The sequence below is a fragment of the Oceanobacillus kimchii X50 genome (genome assembly GCF_000340475.1).
Classification (GTDB): domain Bacteria; phylum Bacillota; class Bacilli; order Bacillales; family Amphibacillaceae; genus Oceanobacillus; species Oceanobacillus kimchii.
On record NZ_CM001792.1, the window covers coordinates 802,132 to 823,502 of the forward strand.

Consider the following 21,371-nt stretch of genomic DNA (forward strand, 5'->3'; position numbering starts at 1 on the left):
AACACATGTTTTTTTACCCTATACAAATGACAGATTTCCTGAGACGGTGTGGAAACCAGTTTCAGGTATTTTTTTGTTCATTTTTAGAAATAATGTATGTCATTATTAAATTAAATAATTATGGCTAACTAGAAGATTTGCCTTTAATAAGCTATCTTTGCTATTATCAATAGTGTTATAATAAGGGAATGAAAAAATTGTAGATACATGTTAGAAAACATATAGGAGGTACTTATAATGGCAGAGATTTCAAAAGATCAAGTGAAGCATGTTGCTCACTTAGCTCGTCTAGAGTTAGACGATGAAGCTGTTGAAAAGATGTCGGACGAGTTGAGTGCGATTATTGATTTTGCTGAACAATTAAATGAACTAGATACGGATTCTGTAGAACCGACTACACACGTACTTAATCTTAAGAATGTAATGCGAAAAGACGAACCGAAGAAATGGATTAGCCAGGAAGATGCATTGCGTAATGCTCCTGATCATAAAGATGGTCAAATTCGTGTTCCATCGATATTAGAGTAGGGAGGAGAAAATCATTATGAGTTTATTTGATTACACAATAAAAGAATTAGAAGAAAAGCTACATAACAAGGAAATTACCGTTGAAGATCTTGTGAAAGAATCATATCAACGTATTCATGAAGTAGATCAAGAGGTCCATGCTTTTCTTACATTAGATGAAGAAAAAGCGTTAGAAAAAGCGAGAGAACTTGATCAACTCGAAGATAAAACAGGTATCTTATTTGGTATGCCTGGTGGTATTAAAGATAATATTGTAACGAAAGGGCTTCGTACAACTTGTGCAAGTCAGTTCTTAGATAATTTCAATGATCCTTTGTATGATGCGACAGTCGTTCAAAAACTACAAAAAGAAAACATGGTCGCTGTTGGTAAGTTAAATATGGATGAATTTGCAATGGGTTCCTCTAATGAGAACTCTGGTTATGAACCAACACGTAACCCATGGAATATAGAGCACGTACCTGGTGGGTCTAGTGGTGGCTCTGCTGCTGCAGTAGCTGCAGGAGAAGTGCTATTTACATTAGGGTCTGATACTGGTGGTTCGATTCGCCAACCAGCAGCATTCTGTGGAGTAGTTGGAATGAAACCAACGTACGGTAGAGTTTCTCGTTTTGGATTGGTTGCCTTTGCTTCTTCTCTTGATCAAATTGGACCAGTTACTCGTACAGTAGAAGATAATGCACGAGTGCTTGAAGTTATTGCCGGACATGATCAAATGGATACAACAAGTGCGAATGTAGAAGTTCCTTCTTATACAGAAGCATTAAAACAAGATGTAAAAGGGCTTAAGATTGCAGTACCAAAAGAATATCTTGCAGAAGGTGTATCTAAAGAAGTAAAAGACGCAATTATAGAAGCGTTAAACGTATATGAATCCATGGGTGCTACATGGGAAGAAGTTTCTTTACCGCACTCTAAATATGCACTTGCAACTTACTATTTACTTTCATCTTCAGAGGCCTCTGCTAACTTAGCACGTTTTGATGGGGTACGCTATGGTGTGCGTTCAGAGAATGCAGATAACATGATTGATATGTTCAAAAAATCCCGTAGTGAAGGCTTTGGAGAAGAAGTGAAGCGTCGTATCATGTTAGGAACCTTTGCGCTAAGCTCTGGTTACTATGATGCTTACTATAAGAAAGCACAAAAAGTACGTACATTAATAAAAAATGATTTTGATAAAATTTTAGAGGAATATGATGTTATCGTTGGACCAACAACACCAACTCCAGCATTTAAAGTCGGAGAAAAAACAAGTGATCCATTAACGATGTATGCGAACGATATTTTAACCATTCCAGTTAACTTGGCTGGTGTACCAGGAATTTCTATTCCATGTGGGTTTTCTTCAGAAGGATTACCTATTGGGTTACAAATTATCGGTAACTATTTCGATGAAAGTACAGTATACCGCACTGCATACGCATATGAACAAGCAACGGAACATCACAAGAAAAGACCTCAACTTGGAGGTGCAAAATAATGAATTTCGAAACAATTATAGGTCTAGAAGTACACGTAGAATTAAAAACAAACTCAAAGATTTTTAGTCCAAGTACAAATGAATTTGGTTCTAATCCGAATACGAATGTGAACCCAATTGACTTAGGCTATCCAGGTACATTACCTGTACTAAATGAAGAGGCAGTTAACTTTGCAATGAAGGCTGCAATGGCTTTAAATTGTGAAATAGCAACAGATACAAAATTTGATCGTAAAAACTATTTCTATCCGGATAATCCGAAAGCTTATCAAATTTCTCAATTCGATCAACCAATTGGCGAAAACGGTTGGATTGAAATTGAAGTAAATGGTGAGAAAAAGAAAATTGGCATCACACGCCTACATTTAGAAGAAGATGCTGGTAAATTAACGCACGGTGAAGACGGATATTCCTATGTAGACTTTAACCGTCAAGGTACGCCGTTAATTGAAATTGTATCGGAACCAGATATGCGTTCTCCAGAAGAAGCATATGCATATTTAGAAAAACTAAAAAATATCATTCAATATACTGGTGTTTCCGATGTAAAGATGCAAGAAGGTTCTTTACGTTGTGATGCGAATATTTCTTTACGTCCAATTGGACAAGAAGAATTTGGTACGAAAGCGGAATTGAAGAACTTAAATTCTTTCTCTTATGTTCAAAAAGGATTAGAGTTTGAAGAAAAACGTCAGGAAAAAGAATTGTTATCAGGTGGAGAGATTCTACAAGAAACTCGCCGTTATGATGAGAAAACAAAAGAAACAATTCTTATGCGTGTAAAAGAAGGTTCGGATGATTATCGTTATTTCCCAGAGCCAGATTTAGTCCCATTATATATTGATGAGGAATGGAAAGAACGTGTAAGAAGCGAGATTCCTGAATTACCTGATGCTCGTTTAGAACGTTATATTAATGAGCTTGGGCTTTCTGCATATGATGCCAATGTATTAACAGCTTCCAAGCAAATGTCTGATTTCTTTGAAGAAGCAACTGCACAAGGCGCTGATATGAAGCAAGTTTCTAACTGGTTGATGGGTGAAGTATCTGCTTATATGAATAAACACTATAAAGAATTAGATGAATTGGCAATCACACCTGAAGCACTTGCAAAAATGATTAACTTAATTGAAGATGGAACCATTTCTTCTAAAATTGCTAAAAAAGTATTCGCAGAGCTTGTAGAAAATGGTGGCGATCCTCAGAAAATTGTGGAAGAAAAAGGGCTCGTACAAATTTCTGATCCAGAACAACTAAAACAGATTGTGAACGATATATTGGATGAAAATGAACAGTCCATCATTGATTTTAAAAATGGAAAGAACAAAGCAAAAGGCTTCTTAGTGGGACAAATTATGAAAGCAACAAAAGGACAAGCAAATCCACCATTAGTAAATAAAATTCTTGCAGAAGAACTTAATAATCGCTAATACTCTAAGAGAGGCTGTCATTATGAATTAATGGCAGCCTACAAAATTATCGAATATCCTTTTCAAACTATAAAAAAAGGACTATGATATTGGGTAGGCATGATTATTAAGATCGATATCAAGAAACCTAGGAGATACTTCTTCAAAAAGTAAAACACCCAAGGGTTCTCCGATATATATGATAAAGTTTCTATCTGTTGAACGTATGGGGAGGAAATAACATGAAAAAGGCCCGAATCATCTATAATCCAACTTCGGGACGCGAAGCAATAAAAAGAGCTTTACCGAATATACTTGAAAAATTAGAAGTTGCTGGTTTTGAGACATCTACACATGCGACAACATGTGAAGGAGATGCTACGGAAGCTGCAAAAATAGCTGTGGAACGCAGATATGATTTAATTATTGCAGCTGGTGGAGATGGAACGATTAATGAAGTAATAAATGGACTAGCAGAACAAGAACATCGTCCACAATTAGGAATTATCCCGGCCGGTACTACGAATGACTTTGCACGAGCTCTACATATTCCTCGAGATATTGACAAAGCAGTTGATATTATTATCGAAGGAAATACAATGGAGCTTGATATTGGTAGAGTCAATGATGATCATTATTTTATTAATATTGCTGGTGGAGGAAAATTAACGGAACTCACATATGAGGTTCCTAGTAAATTAAAAACGCTCCTTGGTCAGCTAGCTTACTATATAAAAGGTATTGAAATGCTCCCATTCTTGAAAGCAACAAGAGTGAAGATAGAATATGATGACCAGGTCCTAGAAGATGATATTATGCTGTTTCTTATTTCCAATACAAATTCTGTAGGGGGATTTGAGAAGCTTGCCCCAGATGCAAAATTAAATGATGGGTATTTCGATCTTCTAATCCTAAAGAAAACAAATCTTGCAGAATTTATACAGATCGCAACTTTAGCTTTACGCGGGGATCATTTTAGAAGTAAAAATATTATCTATACACAAGCAAAGCATATAAAAGTATCAAATGAAGAAAAAATGCAATTAAATATCGATGGAGAGTATGGCGGATTACTCCCCGGAGAATTTTTAAATCTGCGGCAGCATATTGAATTTTATGTGCCGAAGGACTTTATAGAAGCACAGGAAGACTTGGATTAAAAGTCTTCCTTTTGTATGTTTAGAAGTACAAAAAAGATGGGATTCTATTCTTGAGACGGCGCTTATGGTAGAATAATTATTTAAGACGAATATGGTAATAAAAAGGAAGAATGTTATGGCAAAAACGAAGCCTCCAGTAAATAAAAATGAAATATATACACTTACCTTCGAGGATTTAACACATGAAGGGAACGGTGTAGCAAAAATAGAAGGATATCCGTTGTTTGTACCGGATGTTTTACCAGATGAAGAAGCGAAAGTAAAAGTAGTAAAGATCAACAAGAACTTTGGATTTGGGAAATTACTTGAACTAACGAAAACAAGTTCCCATCGTGTAGAACCTACATGCCATGTACATTGCGGTGGATGCCAATTACAACATATGAGTTACGATCTACAGCTTCAAATGAAGCAAGATCAGGTGCATAATGTGATGAAGAAAGTAGCTCATCTTGATCATGTGCTGGTACATCCGATATTAGGGATGGAAGAACCTTCGCATTACCGAAACAAAGTACAAATTCCTGTAGGAGAGAAAAATGGAGAAGTGATTGTTGGCTTTTATCAGAAACGAAGCCATCGAATTCTAAAGAATCAAGATACTTGTCATATTCAAGATGAAGCAATTAATGAGGTATTACCTTTCACTCGACAATTGATGAATAAATATGGCATCCAAGCTTATGATGAAAAATCTCATCGAGGTCAACTTCGTCATATTATGGTTCGTGTCGGTCACCATACAAAAGATATTATGATTGTATTTGTGACGAAAACTTCCAAGTTCCCGGAAAAGGATCGAATTATTAAGGAATTAACAGAACAATTTCCTCAAGTGAAATCGATTGTTCAAAATGTGAATGATCAACGAACGAATGTGGTACTTGGTAAAAAGACAAAGGTTCTTTGGGGAGAGAATTATATATATGATAAAATTGGGGATCTTACATTTGCGATTTCCCCTAAATCGTTTTTCCAAGTAAATCCTATTCAAACAAAGGTCTTATATGATAAAGCATTAGAATATGCCAATATTGATAAGGACGATGTAGTAATTGACGCGTATTGCGGTATCGGTAGCATTTCCTTATTCTTAGCTCAAAAAGCAAAGAAAGTATATGGCATTGAAGTCGTTCCAGAAGCTATAGAAGATGCGAAAATGAATGCAGAGATAAATGGGATGAACAATGTGGAATTTTCTGTTGGACAAGCAGAAAAAGTGATGCCGAAGTGGAAAGAACAAGGATTAGATCCGGATGTCATTGTCGTCGATCCGCCTCGAAAAGGATGCGATGTCGATTTCTTAGAAGCAATGATTGCAATGAAACCAAAACGTATTGTCTATGTTTCTTGTAACCCTTCCACATTAGCTCGTGATCTTCGTATATTAGAAGATGGTGGTTTTGAAACAAAACAAGTACAACCTGTTGATATGTTCCCTAGCACAAATCATGTTGAGTGCGTAGCGGAATTGACTCTAAAGTTGTCTAACTAAAATAAACTCTTGCTAGTCCGACCCTGATTTCGTAAAAATAAACATTTGCGAAATCGGGGTTTTTTTAATACTATCCAGGTGTTTACCCCAATAAAATTTCAATGTTTTCCCACTCTTAGAACCACCAAAAACCACTCTATTACTGGAATCTACCGCTATCATTTCAATGATTATTTTTAATAATAATCCAATAAAATTACTAATCATTTTTATCCGAACAACTTGCTTTGTAAAAAAGCGTGAATGTATGATTATTCGGGTACATATATTGATAGACTTTTCAATGCAGTAAAAGATATAAAAACTTGTCCCATTTAACATAGAGTTAATGAAATTAGGAGGATATATATGACTGATAATAATAACAAAGAATCTTCAAACCAGACAAATGAAACGAAAGAGATCCCAGAAAGGCAATTTTTATTTCCAGTCCAGGTAATGCAGTCGTTTAGTAATAAAGGAAAAGAACACCTTGATACAAATACTCCTTCGCAGTTAGTCCTTGCTTTAAAAGCAGGTTCATTTATGACCTTTGGTGCTGTATTTTCTGTATTGTTAGCCATTGGTGTGGATGCAAAAGGACTAACATATATTTTACAGGGGATTGGCTTCACTGCAGGTTATCTAATGGTATTTATGTCACAATCAGTATTGTTTACGGAAGTTAATGTTCTTTTGCCAACATCTTATTTACAAAAGTCTTACTGGAGAAAGCATAAGTTTATCAAATTTTGGGCTGTCGCATATGTTGGCAATCTTATAGGTGCGTTATTTGTGGCATTATTAATAATTATTTCAAACTCTTTAACACCTGAATTTTCAAAAGAGCTTGAAACACTAATCTCACATAAAATGAAATTTACTGAATATGGATGGGTAGGCTGGTTCCAAGTAATGCTGTCAGGAATTTTAGCCAATTGGCTTATCGGTATGGCTACATTTCTAACAACATCTGCTAGGGACGTAGCAGGTAAGATATTAGGAACAGCCCTTCCCGTTATTTTGTTTGTGGCAGGTAATTTTCAACATAGTGCGGCAAATATGGGGTATTTTAGTTTAGGGATTTTAACAACTGATAACTATGCGTGGCATGATTATATATTGTTAAATTTAATCCCAGCCAGTATCGGAAATATTATTGGTGGAGCTATATTCATCTCCTTGTTGTTCTTATATGCTTTTCGGAAAGAGATGCGAGGTTAAACAAAAATTTATACTCCTCTATAGACTGAAGGCGTGTGACGTTTAATTCCTCTCTTTTTTTAGCGCTTTTATCTACAATGTACAACTAAATAAACCTTTGCTCGTAAAATAAAACAATTGTAAAATCACCCTGATTCCGTATAAACATTTGCGAAATCAGGGTTTTTGTGTTTATGGAATAGTCTTGGTTGAGTCAAATGTAATACGACAGAGAAATCCTAAACCAATAAGATAATAAAAGATGAATTTGTCGAATTTTTAATAAAAATGTAAAAAATATATTGATTCTAAATAAAGAGAGGTATAGAATTAACAGTAATTATCTAAATATGTAGACAAATTACGGTTTTCTATTAATTGTGATAAGGACTATAGAGAAAGGGATGAAATAATGGACAATCTTGTAAGGCAACTGAGTGAATTAAACGGTCCTTGTGGCTATGAACAAGATGTTGCTTATTTTATTAGAGACTATGTAAAGGATAAAGTGGAAAGTGTAGAAGTTGATGCAATGGGGAATGTAATTGCAAGGAAAAAAGGTGGCAAGCCGGGTCCGGTTACACTTATAACAGCTCATATGGATGAGGTCGGTTTTATCATAAAGAAAATTGAAAATAATGGATTATTACGTTTTGAAAAATTGGGTGGCCATGATGATCGTATTTTGCTGGCACAGGCTGTGAAAGTGCTAGGTTCAAAGCAAGAGCTTGATGGTGTAATCGGGACGATGTCTGCACATTTTGTGAAATTTGACGATCCAAAAAAAGTACGACCACACGCTAATTTATACATAGACATTGGAGCAACATCGAAACAGGATGCCCTTAAAATGGGAGTAGAGGTAGGAACACCTGTTACATGGGCTACTAAGAGCAGGTTTATTGGTCCTGAAGATAAACAATTGATTGTTGGAAAAGCACTTGATGATCGGGCAGGATGTGCCGTACTTTTATCCGTATTAGATGAGATTGACAAACAAGAATTTGCAGGAGAAATTGTTTTCCTTTTCACGGTACAAGAGGAAGTGGGATTACGTGGTGCACAAACGGCAATTAATGGTTTGGAAGATGTAGACGTAGCTATTGCAATTGATACGACTGCTGTAAGTGATACACCTGAAGAAACGATGGATCAAAGTCTTTTCCTTGGCGATGGGACTGGGATAAAGGTGTTAGATTTTAGCTTGATTGTACAAAAGAGCATATTGGAAGAATTGAAAAAAATCGCAGCCCAAGAAGAAATTATACATCAGATGGAAGTTTTTCCTGGGATTGGAACAGATGGGGGAGCAGTAGCTCTAGCCAATAAAGGTATACCAACAGGAGTGCTATCCATTCCTTCCCGTTATGCACACTCTCCTGTTGAAGCAATCAGTTTATCCGATCTAATTGCAACGAAAGAATTAGTGAAAGCATTTATATTCAATTTAACCGATAATACCAAATTTACATTTTAATACATAATGGAGGAAGATCAGCATGACAACACGTAAAATCTTAGCTGCACTTATCGTAACATTTGTGTTCAGTTTATTGCTTGCTGCCTGTGCCAGTGAGCCAGAAGAAAATAGTGACAGTAATTCAGAAGAAGGTGGAAGTCAGGACGGTGACTTAGTAATTGCTAGTCAAGCAGATGCAGTATCACTAGATCCTCATGCAACAAATGATACACCTTCTGCAAATATTCGTATTAATATTTTTGATAATTTGGTTACACAAAATGAAGATATGGAACTGCAGCCTGCTCTAGCAGAAAGTTGGGAGCAAGTAAATGATACAACATGGGAATTTAAGCTTCGAGAAGACGTCACTTTTCATGATGGTTCCGTGTTCAATTCAAACGTAGTAAAAGCAAATATCGAACGTATACTTGATCCTGATATTGGGTCACCAGTAGCATTTATGTACGATATGATAACAGAGGTTCAAGTGGTTGATGATTATACGGTACGCTTTAAGACAGAATATCCTTTTGCCCCGTTGCCAGCTCATTTAGCACATCCGGGTGGACAGATGGTGTCGCAGGAATTAATTGAAGAGGATTATGCAGCAATGGAAAATGGGGAAGATCCAAGCAATGTAATTAATTCAAATCCAGTGGGTACTGGTCCTTTTAAATTTGAGAATTGGCAAACTGGTGAATCCGTTAAGCTAGTGAAGAATGAGGGTTACTGGCAAGAGCCAGCAATGCTCAATTCAGTTACCTTTAAAGTAGTTTCAGAGGATTTGACTCGTATCTCTGAATTATCTACGGGTGATTCTCATATTATTACACCTTTAAGTCCATCCGATGTTGCAGAAGTTGAAAATACAGATGGAATGAAGGTACAGCGCCAGGAAAGTTCTTCTTTAGCTTATATAGGTTTCAATATGGAAAAAGAACCATTTGATGATGTGCGTGTACGACAAGCAATTTCGATGGCTATTAACAAAGAAGAAATCATTAATGGAATTTATGAAGGAGCTGGAATCCCAGCCAAGGGACCAATTGCACCAGGGATTTTTGGTTATGATGAGCAACTAAATGGATTGGAATACAATATGGAAGAGGCAAGGGCATTGTTAGAAGAAGCTGGTTATCCAGATGGATTCTCTGCAACGATCTGGACGAATGATGATCGCCAACGGATTGATACAGCAACAAATGTTCAGGCTCAACTTGCCGAAATTGGAATCGATTTAGAGGTTGTAACAATTGAATGGGGCGCGATGCTAGATCAAACTGCCAATGGAGAACATGAGATGATGGTATTTGGTTGGACAACTGTTACCGGTGATGCGGATAATGGCATGTATCCACTTTTCCATTCTGAAAATGTTGGATCAGCAGGAAATCGCACATTTACAGTAGATAAAGAATTGGATTCTTATTTGCAAGAAGCGCGTCAAACGGCTGATCCAGAAAAACGTCTAGATTTATATAGTAAGACACAGGAAAAGCTAGTTGAGCTTTCTCCATTTGTATACTTACTTCACCAAGAATATTTACTTGGAGTTCGTGATGAAGTGAAGGGTCTGACCCAGTTGCCAACGCAGTTACTGCAATTGAAAAATGTTTCTTTAGAAGAATAAATATTATAAAAGTCTGATGTCCACTGTTTTATGTGGATATTGGGCTTTTTTAGTGGTTCTAGAGAAAATCAGATTCTACTGGTTCACAACTTTAAATGAAAACGCTCAATCATTTCCTCCTTAAACCGGAAATAGGTTAGGTTTAGTTAAAAAATGGTATCAAATAAAATATAACTATAGAAGAAAAAGCTTTATATACAGGAAGCGAGCAGATGATGAACTTGGTCACTCGGTTATCCCCCAAGGCAGTTAGTCACTTAAGAATGAACCCATAAGCATAGTCCAAGCTATTTCACTCATATTCAGAGCCCGTCGGTAACAAACAAGCCTGAAACAAGCGGAAGCGGGATTTGTGTTTTTCTAAAGTGGTTATTTTTTAAAATATCTGTATTTTTTGGATATTTTTATAGAATTATAGGATATCAAGAATATAGGTGAATTGCTACAATCTTTGTAAGCGCTTAATAAATGAGGGGGAATATGATGAAAACGATTAAGCTTTTACTGCTGGGTGTAGCAATTACTTTTATTCTTGCAGCCTGTGGGGACAATGAGGAAGCACAATCCGAGGATGGGGTGATTGAGCTAACTTTATGGAATGATTGGACAGAGGATCGACCTGAAAATACAGTGTACAAAGATATAATAGAAAAATTCAATGAACAACATGAAGACATTCAAATTATTAACGAAAGTATTCCACATGATGATTATGAGATAAAGTTGCGGACACAGGCAGCTGGTAATCAGTTGCCGGATATGATGCGTGTCTGGCCAGGGACTCGTATTCAACCATTAGTTGAAGGTAATGCACTGCTGCCTTTAAATCCGATTATTGATCATTGGGAAGGATTGATTCCTGAAGAGATTTTACAGGATTATGCAGTAGATGGAAATTATTTTGCTATTCCATCTAATATTAGCGAAACAAGCTTGATTTTTTATAATAAAGCAATTGTGAGCGAAGCTGGGTATGATGAATTTCCAACAACTTATGATGAATTTAAAAGTTTAGTAGAGGAATTGAAATCAAATGATATTACACCAATTTCTCTTGGCAATAAGGCGATTTGGCCATTGCAATCTGTATTTATTTCAGGAATTGCGGATCGTTACACAGGAAGTGATTTCCTGGGAAATGTTCTAAATGTTGATGGTACGTTTGAGGATGAACAGTTCATTAATGCTTTATCTGTAATTGATGAATTGACCAAATTAGAAGCGTTTAATGAAGATATGAATACAGTAGATGAGGCTCAATCAAGAAACGAATTTATTAAAGGATCTACTGCAATGCATTTTGCAGGTTCCTGGGCAATCGGACCAATAATGGACAGTGTAGAGGATGTGGAAAATATCGGCGTTGCTGCGTTCCCTTCTTTTGAAGGTGGTGAAGGAGACCCATCTAAAATTTCTGGAGTTGCTGGTGGTGGAATTGCGGTTAATAGTAATTTAAGTGAGGCGGAACAAGAGGCAGCTTTTGAGTTTCTTAAATTTTACTATAGTGAAGAGCTGTTCCAGCAGCTTGTTCAGGCAAATATAATTGTACCCGCTGATGTAGAAATGGATGATAGTATTCCGCAAGTGTTTAAGGATGCAAATAGCATGGCTCAAAATGGGTTATCACCTGTTTATGACGCGACATTAACACCTGAATTAACTGACATTATTAATAATGGTCTCCAATCAATAACACTTGGTGATAAAACACCAGAAGAGCTTGCTGCAGAAATGCAGGCAGAATGGGATAAATCTAATGAGTAATCAATTAATTTACAGGTTGCCGGTTTTACTGGCAACCTGTGAAAATTGGAGTGATAGAAGATGCAGCTAACGCGTAAAAGCAAAGCAGCGATCATCATTGGGTTACTTCCAGCTTTTCTTATCTATGCTGTTTTTGCTATTTATCCAATCCTTCAATCATTTTATTACTCATTAATGGAATGGGATGGATTTACCGATATGACCTTTATTGGTCTTGATAACTTCAGAAATCTATTTGAAGATCCCTTGTTCTGGAACTCAGTCAAAAATAATCTTTACGTTGTTTTTGCTTCTGTTTTAGGTCAGGTACCAATAGCACTATTCTTCGCGCTTTTACTGAACCGTAAGATTAAAGGAGTAAAGTTTTTTAGAACAGTTGGTTTTCTTCCAGTAGTCTTATCAACGGTTGTAATTTCTTTAACATGGAGCCTTATTTATAATTCTCAGAATGGAATGCTGAATGAGTTTTTGCGAAGTATTGGTCTTGGATTCATGGCGCAAAATTGGCTTGGTGATACGAAATGGGTCATGATTGCCGTTTTAGTTACCGTGGTTTGGCAATTCGTTGGGTTGTACTTCATTATTTTTCTGGCGGCATTACAAAACGTGCCGACGGAAGTACTGGAAGCAGCTAAAATGGACGGTGCTTCAGAATGGACGACCACGTTCAAAATTACGATACCGATGATATGGGATACGATTATTGTGGCAGTTATTCTATGTATTTCTGGAAGCTTGAAGACATTTGATCTAATTTATGTGATGACGAATGGTGGTCCAGCCCATTCATCAGATGTTATGGCGCTCTATATGTTCCATGAGACATTTAATAACCTGCAATATGGGTACGGTAGTGCAGTTTCTGTATTTATCTTCTTCTTTAGTCTCATTTTAATTTTTATAGTTACGAAATTACTAGGAAAGAAAATGATATGAGGAGGGGTGTAAATGGAGTCCACTGTGACTACTAAAAATAACCGACGGACCAATGGAACGATAAAAAAACGAATATCAAGAATTATCATCTATACCTTGCTTGGCTTATTCGCAATTGTGAATGTTTACCCGATTATCTGGATGGCGATCAACTCTTTTAAGTCTGAACAGGAATTTACGGTGAATCAGTTTGGTTTTCCAAATGAATTTATATTGGACAATTATGCAAATGCATGGGAAATCGCTAATCTTGGTGTGTTGTTCAAAAATAGTATATTCGTCTGTGTCACAGCAACAGTCGTCACCGTAATTATTGGAGCATTGGCATCGTATTTCTTAGCTAGATTCAAGTTTAGATTTAATAAGATTATGTATACATTTTTTATATTCGGTTTATTAATTCCGATTCACGCTACGCTCGTTCCGATGTTTATTCTGATGAAAAATCTCGGATTGCTTAATACTGAAATTACACTATTATTCCCGTATGTGGCTTTCCATCTGCCAATTACGATATTTATTTTAACAAGTTTTATGAAAGCTTTTCCAAAGGATATTGAAGAATCGGCAATTATGGATGGTGCTGGAATATTCCGGATCTTTTGGTCGATAATCCTTCCTATGTCCAGACCAGCAATTGCTACGGTTGTTATTCTTAATTTCATCTATAACTGGAATGAGTTTTCTTTTGCATTAGTACTAATTAATGATCCAGAGTTGCAAACATTGCCACTTGGATTAGCGAATTTTGCTGGGCAATTTACAACCAACTATGGGGCACAGATGGCAGGATTAACGATGTCATTAGTTCCGATTGTCATCTTCTATTTATTTATGGAGAAAGAGATTGTGAATGGAATGACTTCTGGAGCCGTAAAGGGTTAATGAAGAAATAAATGCTAAAGGACTAGGTTGGATGAAGAGATGGGGATTAAAGAGGAAGTTCATTACATTTTTTCTTGCATTAATGATACCAATACTGTTTGTTAGTTTATTAATCTATTATCAAACAAGTATAGCATTGAAGAATCAAGCAATAGAGGAAGCAACGGAAAGACTAAGCAGAAATGAACAAAATTTATTGACCGTATTTTCAACAGTAGAAGCGATGTCGTCCTATATGATTTACGATCGTAATTTCCGGAAAATTTTTATCTCCGAAGAGCATGAAATGTATCAACCCGAATACCAAGAGGCTATGGAAGTTATTAAAGGCTATTTTACATTTCAGCTAATATCTAATCCATATATTAATTCCATTTTATTAGAAGGAAGAGATGGGCATTTGGTGAAACATGGAGAACCAGTTACTGGGGAAGAAGAGGAGTTGGATAAAGTCGCCAAGGAATCGAAAGGAAGTCCAGTATGGAGTAATCCCTATCAAGTGAAAAGTGATTGGAATGATGATAAAAATGTAATCAGCTTAACCAGAATAATTAATGATATGAACAATATCAGTGAACAAATCGGAATCGTACGGATACGACTTGATCAAATGGAATTGTATAACCAAATTGAGGTGCCGTCTCAACAGAGTGATTATTTTATTGTATCTGATAAAGGGGATGTCATCTTACATCCGGATGCAGATCTGGTCGGTAAGCAATTTCCAGACACAGGTTTGATTAAATGGGTCATGGATGGAAAGGAGGAATCATACAGCTATCAGGATGGAGAAAGCCATTTTGTAGTAGTAAAAAATCAACTTACGAATACCGATTGGTTTTCTGTTACTGCCATCGATGAAGATAGGCTTGCAGCGGATTTAACAGAAGTTCGAGCATTGATCGGGTATCTAATTGGTATCCTTCTTCTTGCAGGTATGCTGTTCTTTATCTTCTTTTACCATTCCAATATTAAACGAATAGTAGAATTGACTAAACAGACAAAGCAATTGGAAAATGGAAATTTTACTGCAAGTGTTCATGTGGACTCTGACGATGAGATTGGGAAGCTAGGGTACCGTTTTAATAAGATGGTTAAAACCATTCAGAAACATATTGATACAGAGTATCGATTAAAAATAAAGCAGAAGGAATCAGAGCTAAGAGCCTTGCAAAATCAAATAAATCCACATTTTCTCTATAACACACTTGATATGATCCGTTGGAATGCAAGACTGGAAAACGCACCAGAAACTGGTCAATTGATAGAACGACTTTCCAAAATATTTCGCATGAATCTAAATAATGGAAAATCCTTGGTAACGTTTGAGGAAGAAGTGGAATATAGTCAGGCTTATCTCGAACTACAAAAGAAACGATTAGGTGAAAAACTCGATTATCAAATTGTGATGGAGGAGCAACTTAAAGGCTTTTATGTTATGAAGCAAATGATTCAACCTTTAATAGAGAATAGCATTCAGCATGGTTTTAAGAACCTTCCGAAACAAGGGATTATTCGAATTCATTATTATCGTAATGAAAATCAAGCAGTAATTGATGTTATCGATAATGGTTGGGGATTTAGTGAACACAAGAAGAATGGTCAACTGCGTGCTGGATATGCTTTGAAAAACCTAAACGATCGGATCTCGATTGTTTTTGGAGAACCTTATGGGCTTTCTATTTTGGATCCAGATGAAGGTGCATTCCTTCGCATGATCCTTCCGCTATTAAATGAGGATAAATCAAAAGAATTAGGTGATTAGATGTCGTCATACAGAATATTGATTGTCGATGATGAACCGATAATTCAATTAGGTCTTCAGCAAACTATACCATGGGGAAAATATCAGATAGACAAGGTCGAGATAGCTTGTGATGGATTGGATGCCATTCGAATAATAGACGAGTTGGGCGGTATCGATCTTGTCTTATCTGATGTCCGCATGCCGAACATGGATGGATTACAATTAGCATCCTATTTACACAAAAACCATCCACAGACAAAAACTATGCTAATTAGTGGATATGATGAATTCGCATACGCAAAAAAAGCAATCCAGTCAGGTGTGAAGGATTACTTATTAAAGCCAGTGGACATAAATGAACTGGAATCTAAAGTGAATACCCTTGTAAATGAACTCGAAGAGGAACACAATGTGAAAAACGAAAGTAGACAAAAGGAAATAAAGAATACAATTTTTCAACAGGTTTATCATTTTCCAGAAGATACTGTAAACCCTAATAGATATCTAGATAACAAGATTTACCCATTTATCAGTACGGTAAAAGAATATGATAAACAAACTGCTCATCTATCTGAACAAGGTCTAGCATCCTTTAACGAACAATGGAAGGACACAATTGAGCAGACGACGAAAATGCTTGGGTTTGACACTGTATCGATTTTTGTTCATTGCAATCAATTACTTACCTGTTTGATACAACCAATAGATTCTGAAATTAATCCAATCCAGGTAGCTGAAATAATCAAGGACAAACATTCCTTTTCTTTTATAGGGAGCGATTCGGTTATTAATGTGATGGATTTAAAAAACAAATATAATCAGCTAAAAACAGTCTATGACTATTTACCGTTAATTAGAGAACATGATGTTATTTTCTCCAATTATCAAATGGACCGACCTGATATGCAAACTTATCCGTACAAAATAGAGAAGGAATTGATAGATACATTATTTCACAGGAAACCAATACAACATAACCAAGTAGGAAAAAAGATAACAGACTTATTTGACTATTTTCGAAGTCATTCATTTTTACTTCAAGAAGTACAAGAGGTATGTAGCCATATGCTGAAGGTAATTATGAAAGAATATGAGGCACTACTTGGGGAAATATCTGTAAAGTTAGATTGTCATTTCTTAAAAGAACTGGATCTCATTCTTTTTAATTCCTATTCTTCAATACAGTATTTATTTGAACAGGATTTGGAGCTAATTATCAAAAAGCTAGCTCATCATAAGATTGAAAAAGCAGATTGGCTCATTAAACAGGCAGAGGAATACATCAAGGAATATTTCCGTACGACAATAAAAGTTCAGGAGGTTGCGGATGTCATAAATGTATCATCCAATTATTTTAGCACCTTATTTAAACAGAAGACAGGAGAAAATTTCAATGAATATGTCAACAAATTAAGGGTAGACGAGGCCAAAACATTGCTCATAAATACCCCTTTTAAAGTAAGTGAAATTTCAAGACAAGTAGGCTTTCAGGAGTATAAATATTTTGTCAGTGTGTTTAAGAAGTTTTCTGGATTGACTCCAACAAATTACCGGAAATTAACTGCAATTGAATAGAAGCTACAAAGGAGGAGTTTGAATGAAAAATGTAACAATAAAGGTGCCGAGTAATTTTATGCTAGGGGCAGCAGTTTCGGCCTGGCAGACAGAGGGATGGATAGGAAAGAAGGACTCCCAGGACTCTTATTTGGATATCTGGTATAAAAACAATAAACATGTTTGGCATAACGGGTACGGTCCTGCCGGAGCAACGAATTTCTATCAACGTTATGAGGAAGATATTCATTATATGAAAGAAATAGGATTAACCCATTTTCGGACATCGATTAACTGGTCACGTTTTTTAGTAGATTATGAGAATGCTACTGTTGATGAAGAATATGCAGCATATATGGATAATGTTATTGAGAAATTAATCCAAAACGGTGTAGAGCCAATGATCTGTCTGGAGCATTATGAAATTCCAGCTGTTTTATTTGAAAAATACGGTGGATGGGAATCAAAGCATGTAGTGGAATTATTTGTTCAATATGCTAAAAAAGTTTTTGAACGGTATGGAGACAAGGTAAGGAACTGGTTTACCTTCAATGAACCCATCGTAGTTCAGACTCGCGTTTATTTAGATGCTATTCGCTGGCCATTTGAACAGAATACAAAAAAATGGATGCAGTGGAACTATAACAAAGTATTGGCGACAGCCAAGGTAGTAAGATTATTCAAAGAGATGCAACTTAAAGAAAAAAATGGAGCAAAAATAGGTGTCATCTTAAATCCTGAGGTCACCTATGCACGTTCAACTGCCGCACATGATCAACAAGCAGCAAAGATGTACGATTTGTTTTTCAATCGTGTATTTCTCGATCCCTCGATTAAAGGAGAATATCCGGAGGAATTATTTGATGTAATGAAGAAACATGAGATTACATTTGATTATACAGAAGAAGAGTTAGCTTTGATTAAGGATAATACGGTTGATTATGTCGGGTTAAATCTATATTTTCCACATCGAGTTAAAGCACGTACAGCTGTGTGGAATGAACAGACCCCATTTCACCCTGCGTATTATTATGAAATGTTTGAACTTCCGGGAAAGAAAATGAATCCCTATCGTGGATGGGAAATATATCCGCAAATTATGTATGATATGGGAATTCGGATGAAAGAGGAATATGGCAATATCGAATGGTTTATTGCGGAAAATGGGATGGGAGTAGAAAACGAGAAAAGATTTAAAGATGCTTCTAATATAATTCAGGATGATTATCGAATCGAATTTATTCGTGAGCATTTGAAATGGTTATTAAAGGCAGTAGAAGAGGGCGTAAATTGTAAAGGTTATATGCTCTGGGCATTTACCGATAATGTATCACCTATGAATGCTTTTAAAAATAGATATGGATTAGTAGAAATTGATTTGGAAAATAATCGTAATCGTCATTTGAAAAAATCTGCTTATTGGTATAAACAGCTAATAGAATTGAGGGAATTTGAAGCGGAAAATGATGAGAATTTCAAATAGGAAAGCAAGTAATCTTTACTAGCAGAAGATTTATAGATAAATCATTAAGGGGTGGATAAATGGACAGGTATTTAGCGTTCGATATTGGTGGAACCTTTTTGAAATATGGAGTGGTAGCTGAGAATATGACAGTGGTAGAAACCAATAAAGTGAAGACTCCAGATTCATTGGAAGGATTATTACGTACTATGGAGGAGATCTCACATTTGAATAACGAAGTGAAAGGAGTGGCGGTGGGCTGCCCAGGAGCAGTTTCGCCAGAAGGAATTATAAAAGGTTCTAGTGCACTTCATTATTTACATGGGCCAAATATAAAGCATTTAATAGAAGACCGACTAAACGTACCTATTTTTATGGAAAATGATGCACACTGTGCTGGCTATGCAGAATTTTGGAAAGGTGCCGCAAAAGGAAAGAAAGACGTACTTGTTATGGTGCTTGGAACTGGTATTGGTGGTGCTGTATTTAAAAATGCGGAGCTCCATAAGGGAGCAAATTTGCACGGTGGTGAGTTTGGCTACATGCTTTTGAACTCGGATATTCATGATAGTAATGATGTGTGGAGCAGAGTAGCTTCAACAAAGGCATTAGTGAGAGTGGTCGCCGAACGAAAGAACATTGCTGTGGACTCCCTTTCCGGTGAACAAATTTTTAGCATGGCAGAGGCTGGAGATGCGGATTGTTTGCAAGCATTAGATAGATTTTATCATCTATTAGCAGTAGGCATTTATAATCTCCAATATATTTACGATCCGGAAGTTATCTTACTTGGTGGGGGCATTAGCGCTAGAGAAAATTTAATAGAAAAAATTGATGAAAAGCTGGACGGAATTTTGGCAGTTGTGGATTTAGCGAAGGTCAAACCTAAGATAGCAGCTTGCAAGTTTAAACAAAATGCTAATTTATTAGGTGCTGTATATGGCTGGTTGAAAGAATTTAATCGTTCAAAAGTTGCTTCTATTTAATTGATTGCTGCTGGTTAAATTTTAATAGACGCTTTGAAGCGAAGTTTGTGGAAACAGGATGATTATGGAGTAGATGAATACAAAAAATCGTGAGTCTTAATCACTTTAATGGATGATTATAATCATATCGTGGTCAGAACTAGATTTACTAGTTTAAATAAAAGATTTACAAAGGGAGTTTAAAATGGAAAACAGCAAATTTATGCAGTTTATGGAACGGTTCTTTTTACCTATTGCAGATAAGCTCAATAACAATCGTTACTTAGGTGCTTTGCGTGATGGATTTATGGTAGCATTGCCTATCATTATCTTTGGATCAATTTTTGTCGTTATTGCTAATATCCCATTTTTAGATCAATTACTAAGTGAAGATGCTTACAATGCATATAAAGATGCACTCGGACCAGCATCAGCGGCTACGTTATCAATAATGGGGATGTTTGTTATTGTTGGAATTGCCTATAAACTGACAGCCTATTATGGTGGAGACGCTATTTATGGTGGAGTTACTGCATTAGCATCCTTCCTCATTTTGACACCTCAAGTACTAGAAGATGTCACAGGAGTAATTCCGACATCAAGTTTAGGAGCGGAAGGACTGTTTCTTGGAATCTTAACGGCATTTATTTCGACAGAGCTCTTTCGATTTTTTGTAAAGAAAAATTGGATGATTAAAATGCCACCAGGTGTTCCAGAAGCAGTATCAAGGTCGTTTAGTTCTTTAATTCCAATTTCGTTTACATTGTCTATATTTTTGTTAATTCGTATTCTTTTTAGCATCACACCTTTTGAAACGATACAAAACTTTATTTATTCTGTTATCCAAGAACCAATAACAGCATTGGGAAGCGGATTGCCTGCAGCGATCATTGCAGTCCTTTTAATCCAAGTTTTTTGGTTCTTTGGTTTACATGGTCAGATTATCGTTAATTCAATAATGGATCCAATTTGGATGACGTTGTCTTTAGAAAACTATGAAGCATATCAAGCAGGAGAAGAAAGACTGCATATCGTAAACAACCAATTTATCGATACGTTTATTGTTGGAATGGGCGGATCAGGAATGACAATGGCAGTTATCCTTGGTCTATTTATAATAGCTAAAAGTAGACAATTAAAGCAGCTCGGTAAGATTGGTGGTCCGCCTTCGGTATTTAATGTAAATGAACCTATTATATTTGGGTTACCAATTATTCTTAATCCGCTAGTTTTAATACCTTGGTTATTAGCACCAGTTATTATTACAATTGTTACTTATTTTTCCATGTCGATAGGTCTTGTTCCTGTTTCTACTGGAGTACATGTACCTTGGACGACCCCCATCTTCATCGGTGGGATGCTGACAACAAATTCGATAGCTGGTGGAATTATGCAGTTAGTGAACTTAGTAATTGTTACGCTTATTTGGATTCCTTTCCTAAAACTTTTGGATAAGCGGTATTTTAGTGAGGAATTGGCAGGTGCGAGTAAGGAAATTGCAGCTGGTAAAGATAAAGGATGATTGGTCTTGCTTAAGAAAACTATGGGGAAGACTAATCTTTTAATTGTTTAAAAAAAAAGAAGAGAATAGCCCTGCGTTACAGCAGGGCTTTTTAGCATAATAGTAAATAAGTTTTCTGGTGGTTATGTTGTTCATTGTTTTTAGTCTATTACAGTTCCTTGTAATTTCGTATAAAAGAATATTTTTA

General features: G+C 36.1%; 16 protein-coding genes. All 16 read left to right on the top strand.

The window, feature by feature from the left end:
• The first annotated feature begins 237 nt into the window (after positions 1 to 237).
• The gene (gene gatC, locus C794_RS04350; RefSeq protein WP_011065172.1) at positions 238 to 528 is read left to right on the top strand and encodes an Asp-tRNA(Asn)/Glu-tRNA(Gln) amidotransferase subunit GatC; all 291 of its coding nucleotides are present in this window, start codon (positions 238 to 240) and stop codon (positions 526 to 528) included.
• Positions 529 to 544: 16 nt separating this feature from the next.
• On the top strand, positions 545 to 2,011 hold the full coding sequence (gene gatA, locus C794_RS04355; RefSeq protein ID WP_017795913.1) for an Asp-tRNA(Asn)/Glu-tRNA(Gln) amidotransferase subunit GatA: 1,467 nt from the start codon (positions 545 to 547) through the stop codon (positions 2,009 to 2,011).
• Positions 2,011 to 3,441: an Asp-tRNA(Asn)/Glu-tRNA(Gln) amidotransferase subunit GatB gene (gene gatB, locus C794_RS04360; protein ID WP_017795914.1), complete on the top strand. Its 1,431-nt coding sequence runs from the start codon at positions 2,011 to 2,013 to the stop codon at positions 3,439 to 3,441. The genes gatA and gatB overlap by 1 nt, the downstream gene beginning before the upstream one ends.
• Before the next feature lie 221 nt (positions 3,442 to 3,662).
• A complete protein-coding gene (locus C794_RS04365; RefSeq protein ID WP_017795915.1) occupies positions 3,663 to 4,580 on the top strand; it encodes a diacylglycerol kinase in 918 nt (305 codons plus the stop codon).
• 115 nt (positions 4,581 to 4,695) lie between these two features.
• A complete protein-coding gene (gene rlmD, locus C794_RS04370; protein WP_026133718.1) occupies positions 4,696 to 6,075 on the top strand; it encodes a 23S rRNA (uracil(1939)-C(5))-methyltransferase RlmD in 1,380 nt (459 codons plus the stop codon).
• A gap of 348 nt (positions 6,076 to 6,423) precedes the next feature.
• Positions 6,424 to 7,278 (top strand): formate/nitrite transporter family protein, encoded by an 855-nt coding sequence (locus tag C794_RS04380; protein ID WP_017795919.1) that lies wholly within the window; start codon positions 6,424 to 6,426, stop codon positions 7,276 to 7,278.
• Between the two features lie 391 nt (positions 7,279 to 7,669).
• The gene (locus tag C794_RS04385; RefSeq protein ID WP_017795920.1) at positions 7,670 to 8,734 is read left to right on the top strand and encodes a M42 family metallopeptidase; all 1,065 of its coding nucleotides are present in this window, start codon (positions 7,670 to 7,672) and stop codon (positions 8,732 to 8,734) included.
• Positions 8,735 to 8,756: 22 nt separating this feature from the next.
• A complete protein-coding gene (locus C794_RS04390; RefSeq protein ID WP_017795921.1) occupies positions 8,757 to 10,349 on the top strand; it encodes a glutathione ABC transporter substrate-binding protein in 1,593 nt (530 codons plus the stop codon).
• A 483-nt stretch (positions 10,350 to 10,832) separates the two neighbouring features.
• On the top strand, positions 10,833 to 12,113 hold the full coding sequence (locus C794_RS04395; protein WP_017795922.1) for an extracellular solute-binding protein: 1,281 nt from the start codon (positions 10,833 to 10,835) through the stop codon (positions 12,111 to 12,113).
• 60 nt (positions 12,114 to 12,173) lie between these two features.
• Complete coding sequence (locus C794_RS04400; protein WP_017795923.1) at positions 12,174 to 13,049, top strand: carbohydrate ABC transporter permease; 876 nt, start codon at positions 12,174 to 12,176, stop codon at positions 13,047 to 13,049.
• Positions 13,050 to 13,061: 12 nt separating this feature from the next.
• A complete protein-coding gene (locus C794_RS04405) occupies positions 13,062 to 13,934 on the top strand; it encodes a carbohydrate ABC transporter permease (protein WP_017795924.1) in 873 nt (290 codons plus the stop codon).
• Positions 13,935 to 13,965: 31 nt separating this feature from the next.
• Positions 13,966 to 15,699 carry a cache domain-containing sensor histidine kinase gene (locus C794_RS04410; protein ID WP_039819580.1) on the top strand — a complete coding sequence of 578 codons (1,734 nt, stop codon included), beginning with the start codon at positions 13,966 to 13,968 and terminating at the stop codon, positions 15,697 to 15,699.
• A complete protein-coding gene (locus tag C794_RS04415) occupies positions 15,700 to 17,256 on the top strand; it encodes a response regulator (protein ID WP_017795926.1) in 1,557 nt (518 codons plus the stop codon).
• A gap of 22 nt (positions 17,257 to 17,278) precedes the next feature.
• Positions 17,279 to 18,718, top strand: coding sequence for a glycoside hydrolase family 1 protein (locus C794_RS04420; protein ID WP_017795927.1), 1,440 nt, complete (start codon positions 17,279 to 17,281; stop codon positions 18,716 to 18,718).
• A 59-nt stretch (positions 18,719 to 18,777) separates the two neighbouring features.
• Positions 18,778 to 19,683 carry an ROK family protein gene (locus tag C794_RS04425; protein ID WP_017795928.1) on the top strand — a complete coding sequence of 302 codons (906 nt, stop codon included), beginning with the start codon at positions 18,778 to 18,780 and terminating at the stop codon, positions 19,681 to 19,683.
• 184 nt (positions 19,684 to 19,867) lie between these two features.
• Positions 19,868 to 21,184, top strand: coding sequence for a PTS cellobiose transporter subunit IIC (gene celB / locus C794_RS04430; protein ID WP_017795929.1), 1,317 nt, complete (start codon positions 19,868 to 19,870; stop codon positions 21,182 to 21,184).
• Positions 21,185 to 21,371 lie beyond the last annotated feature (187 nt).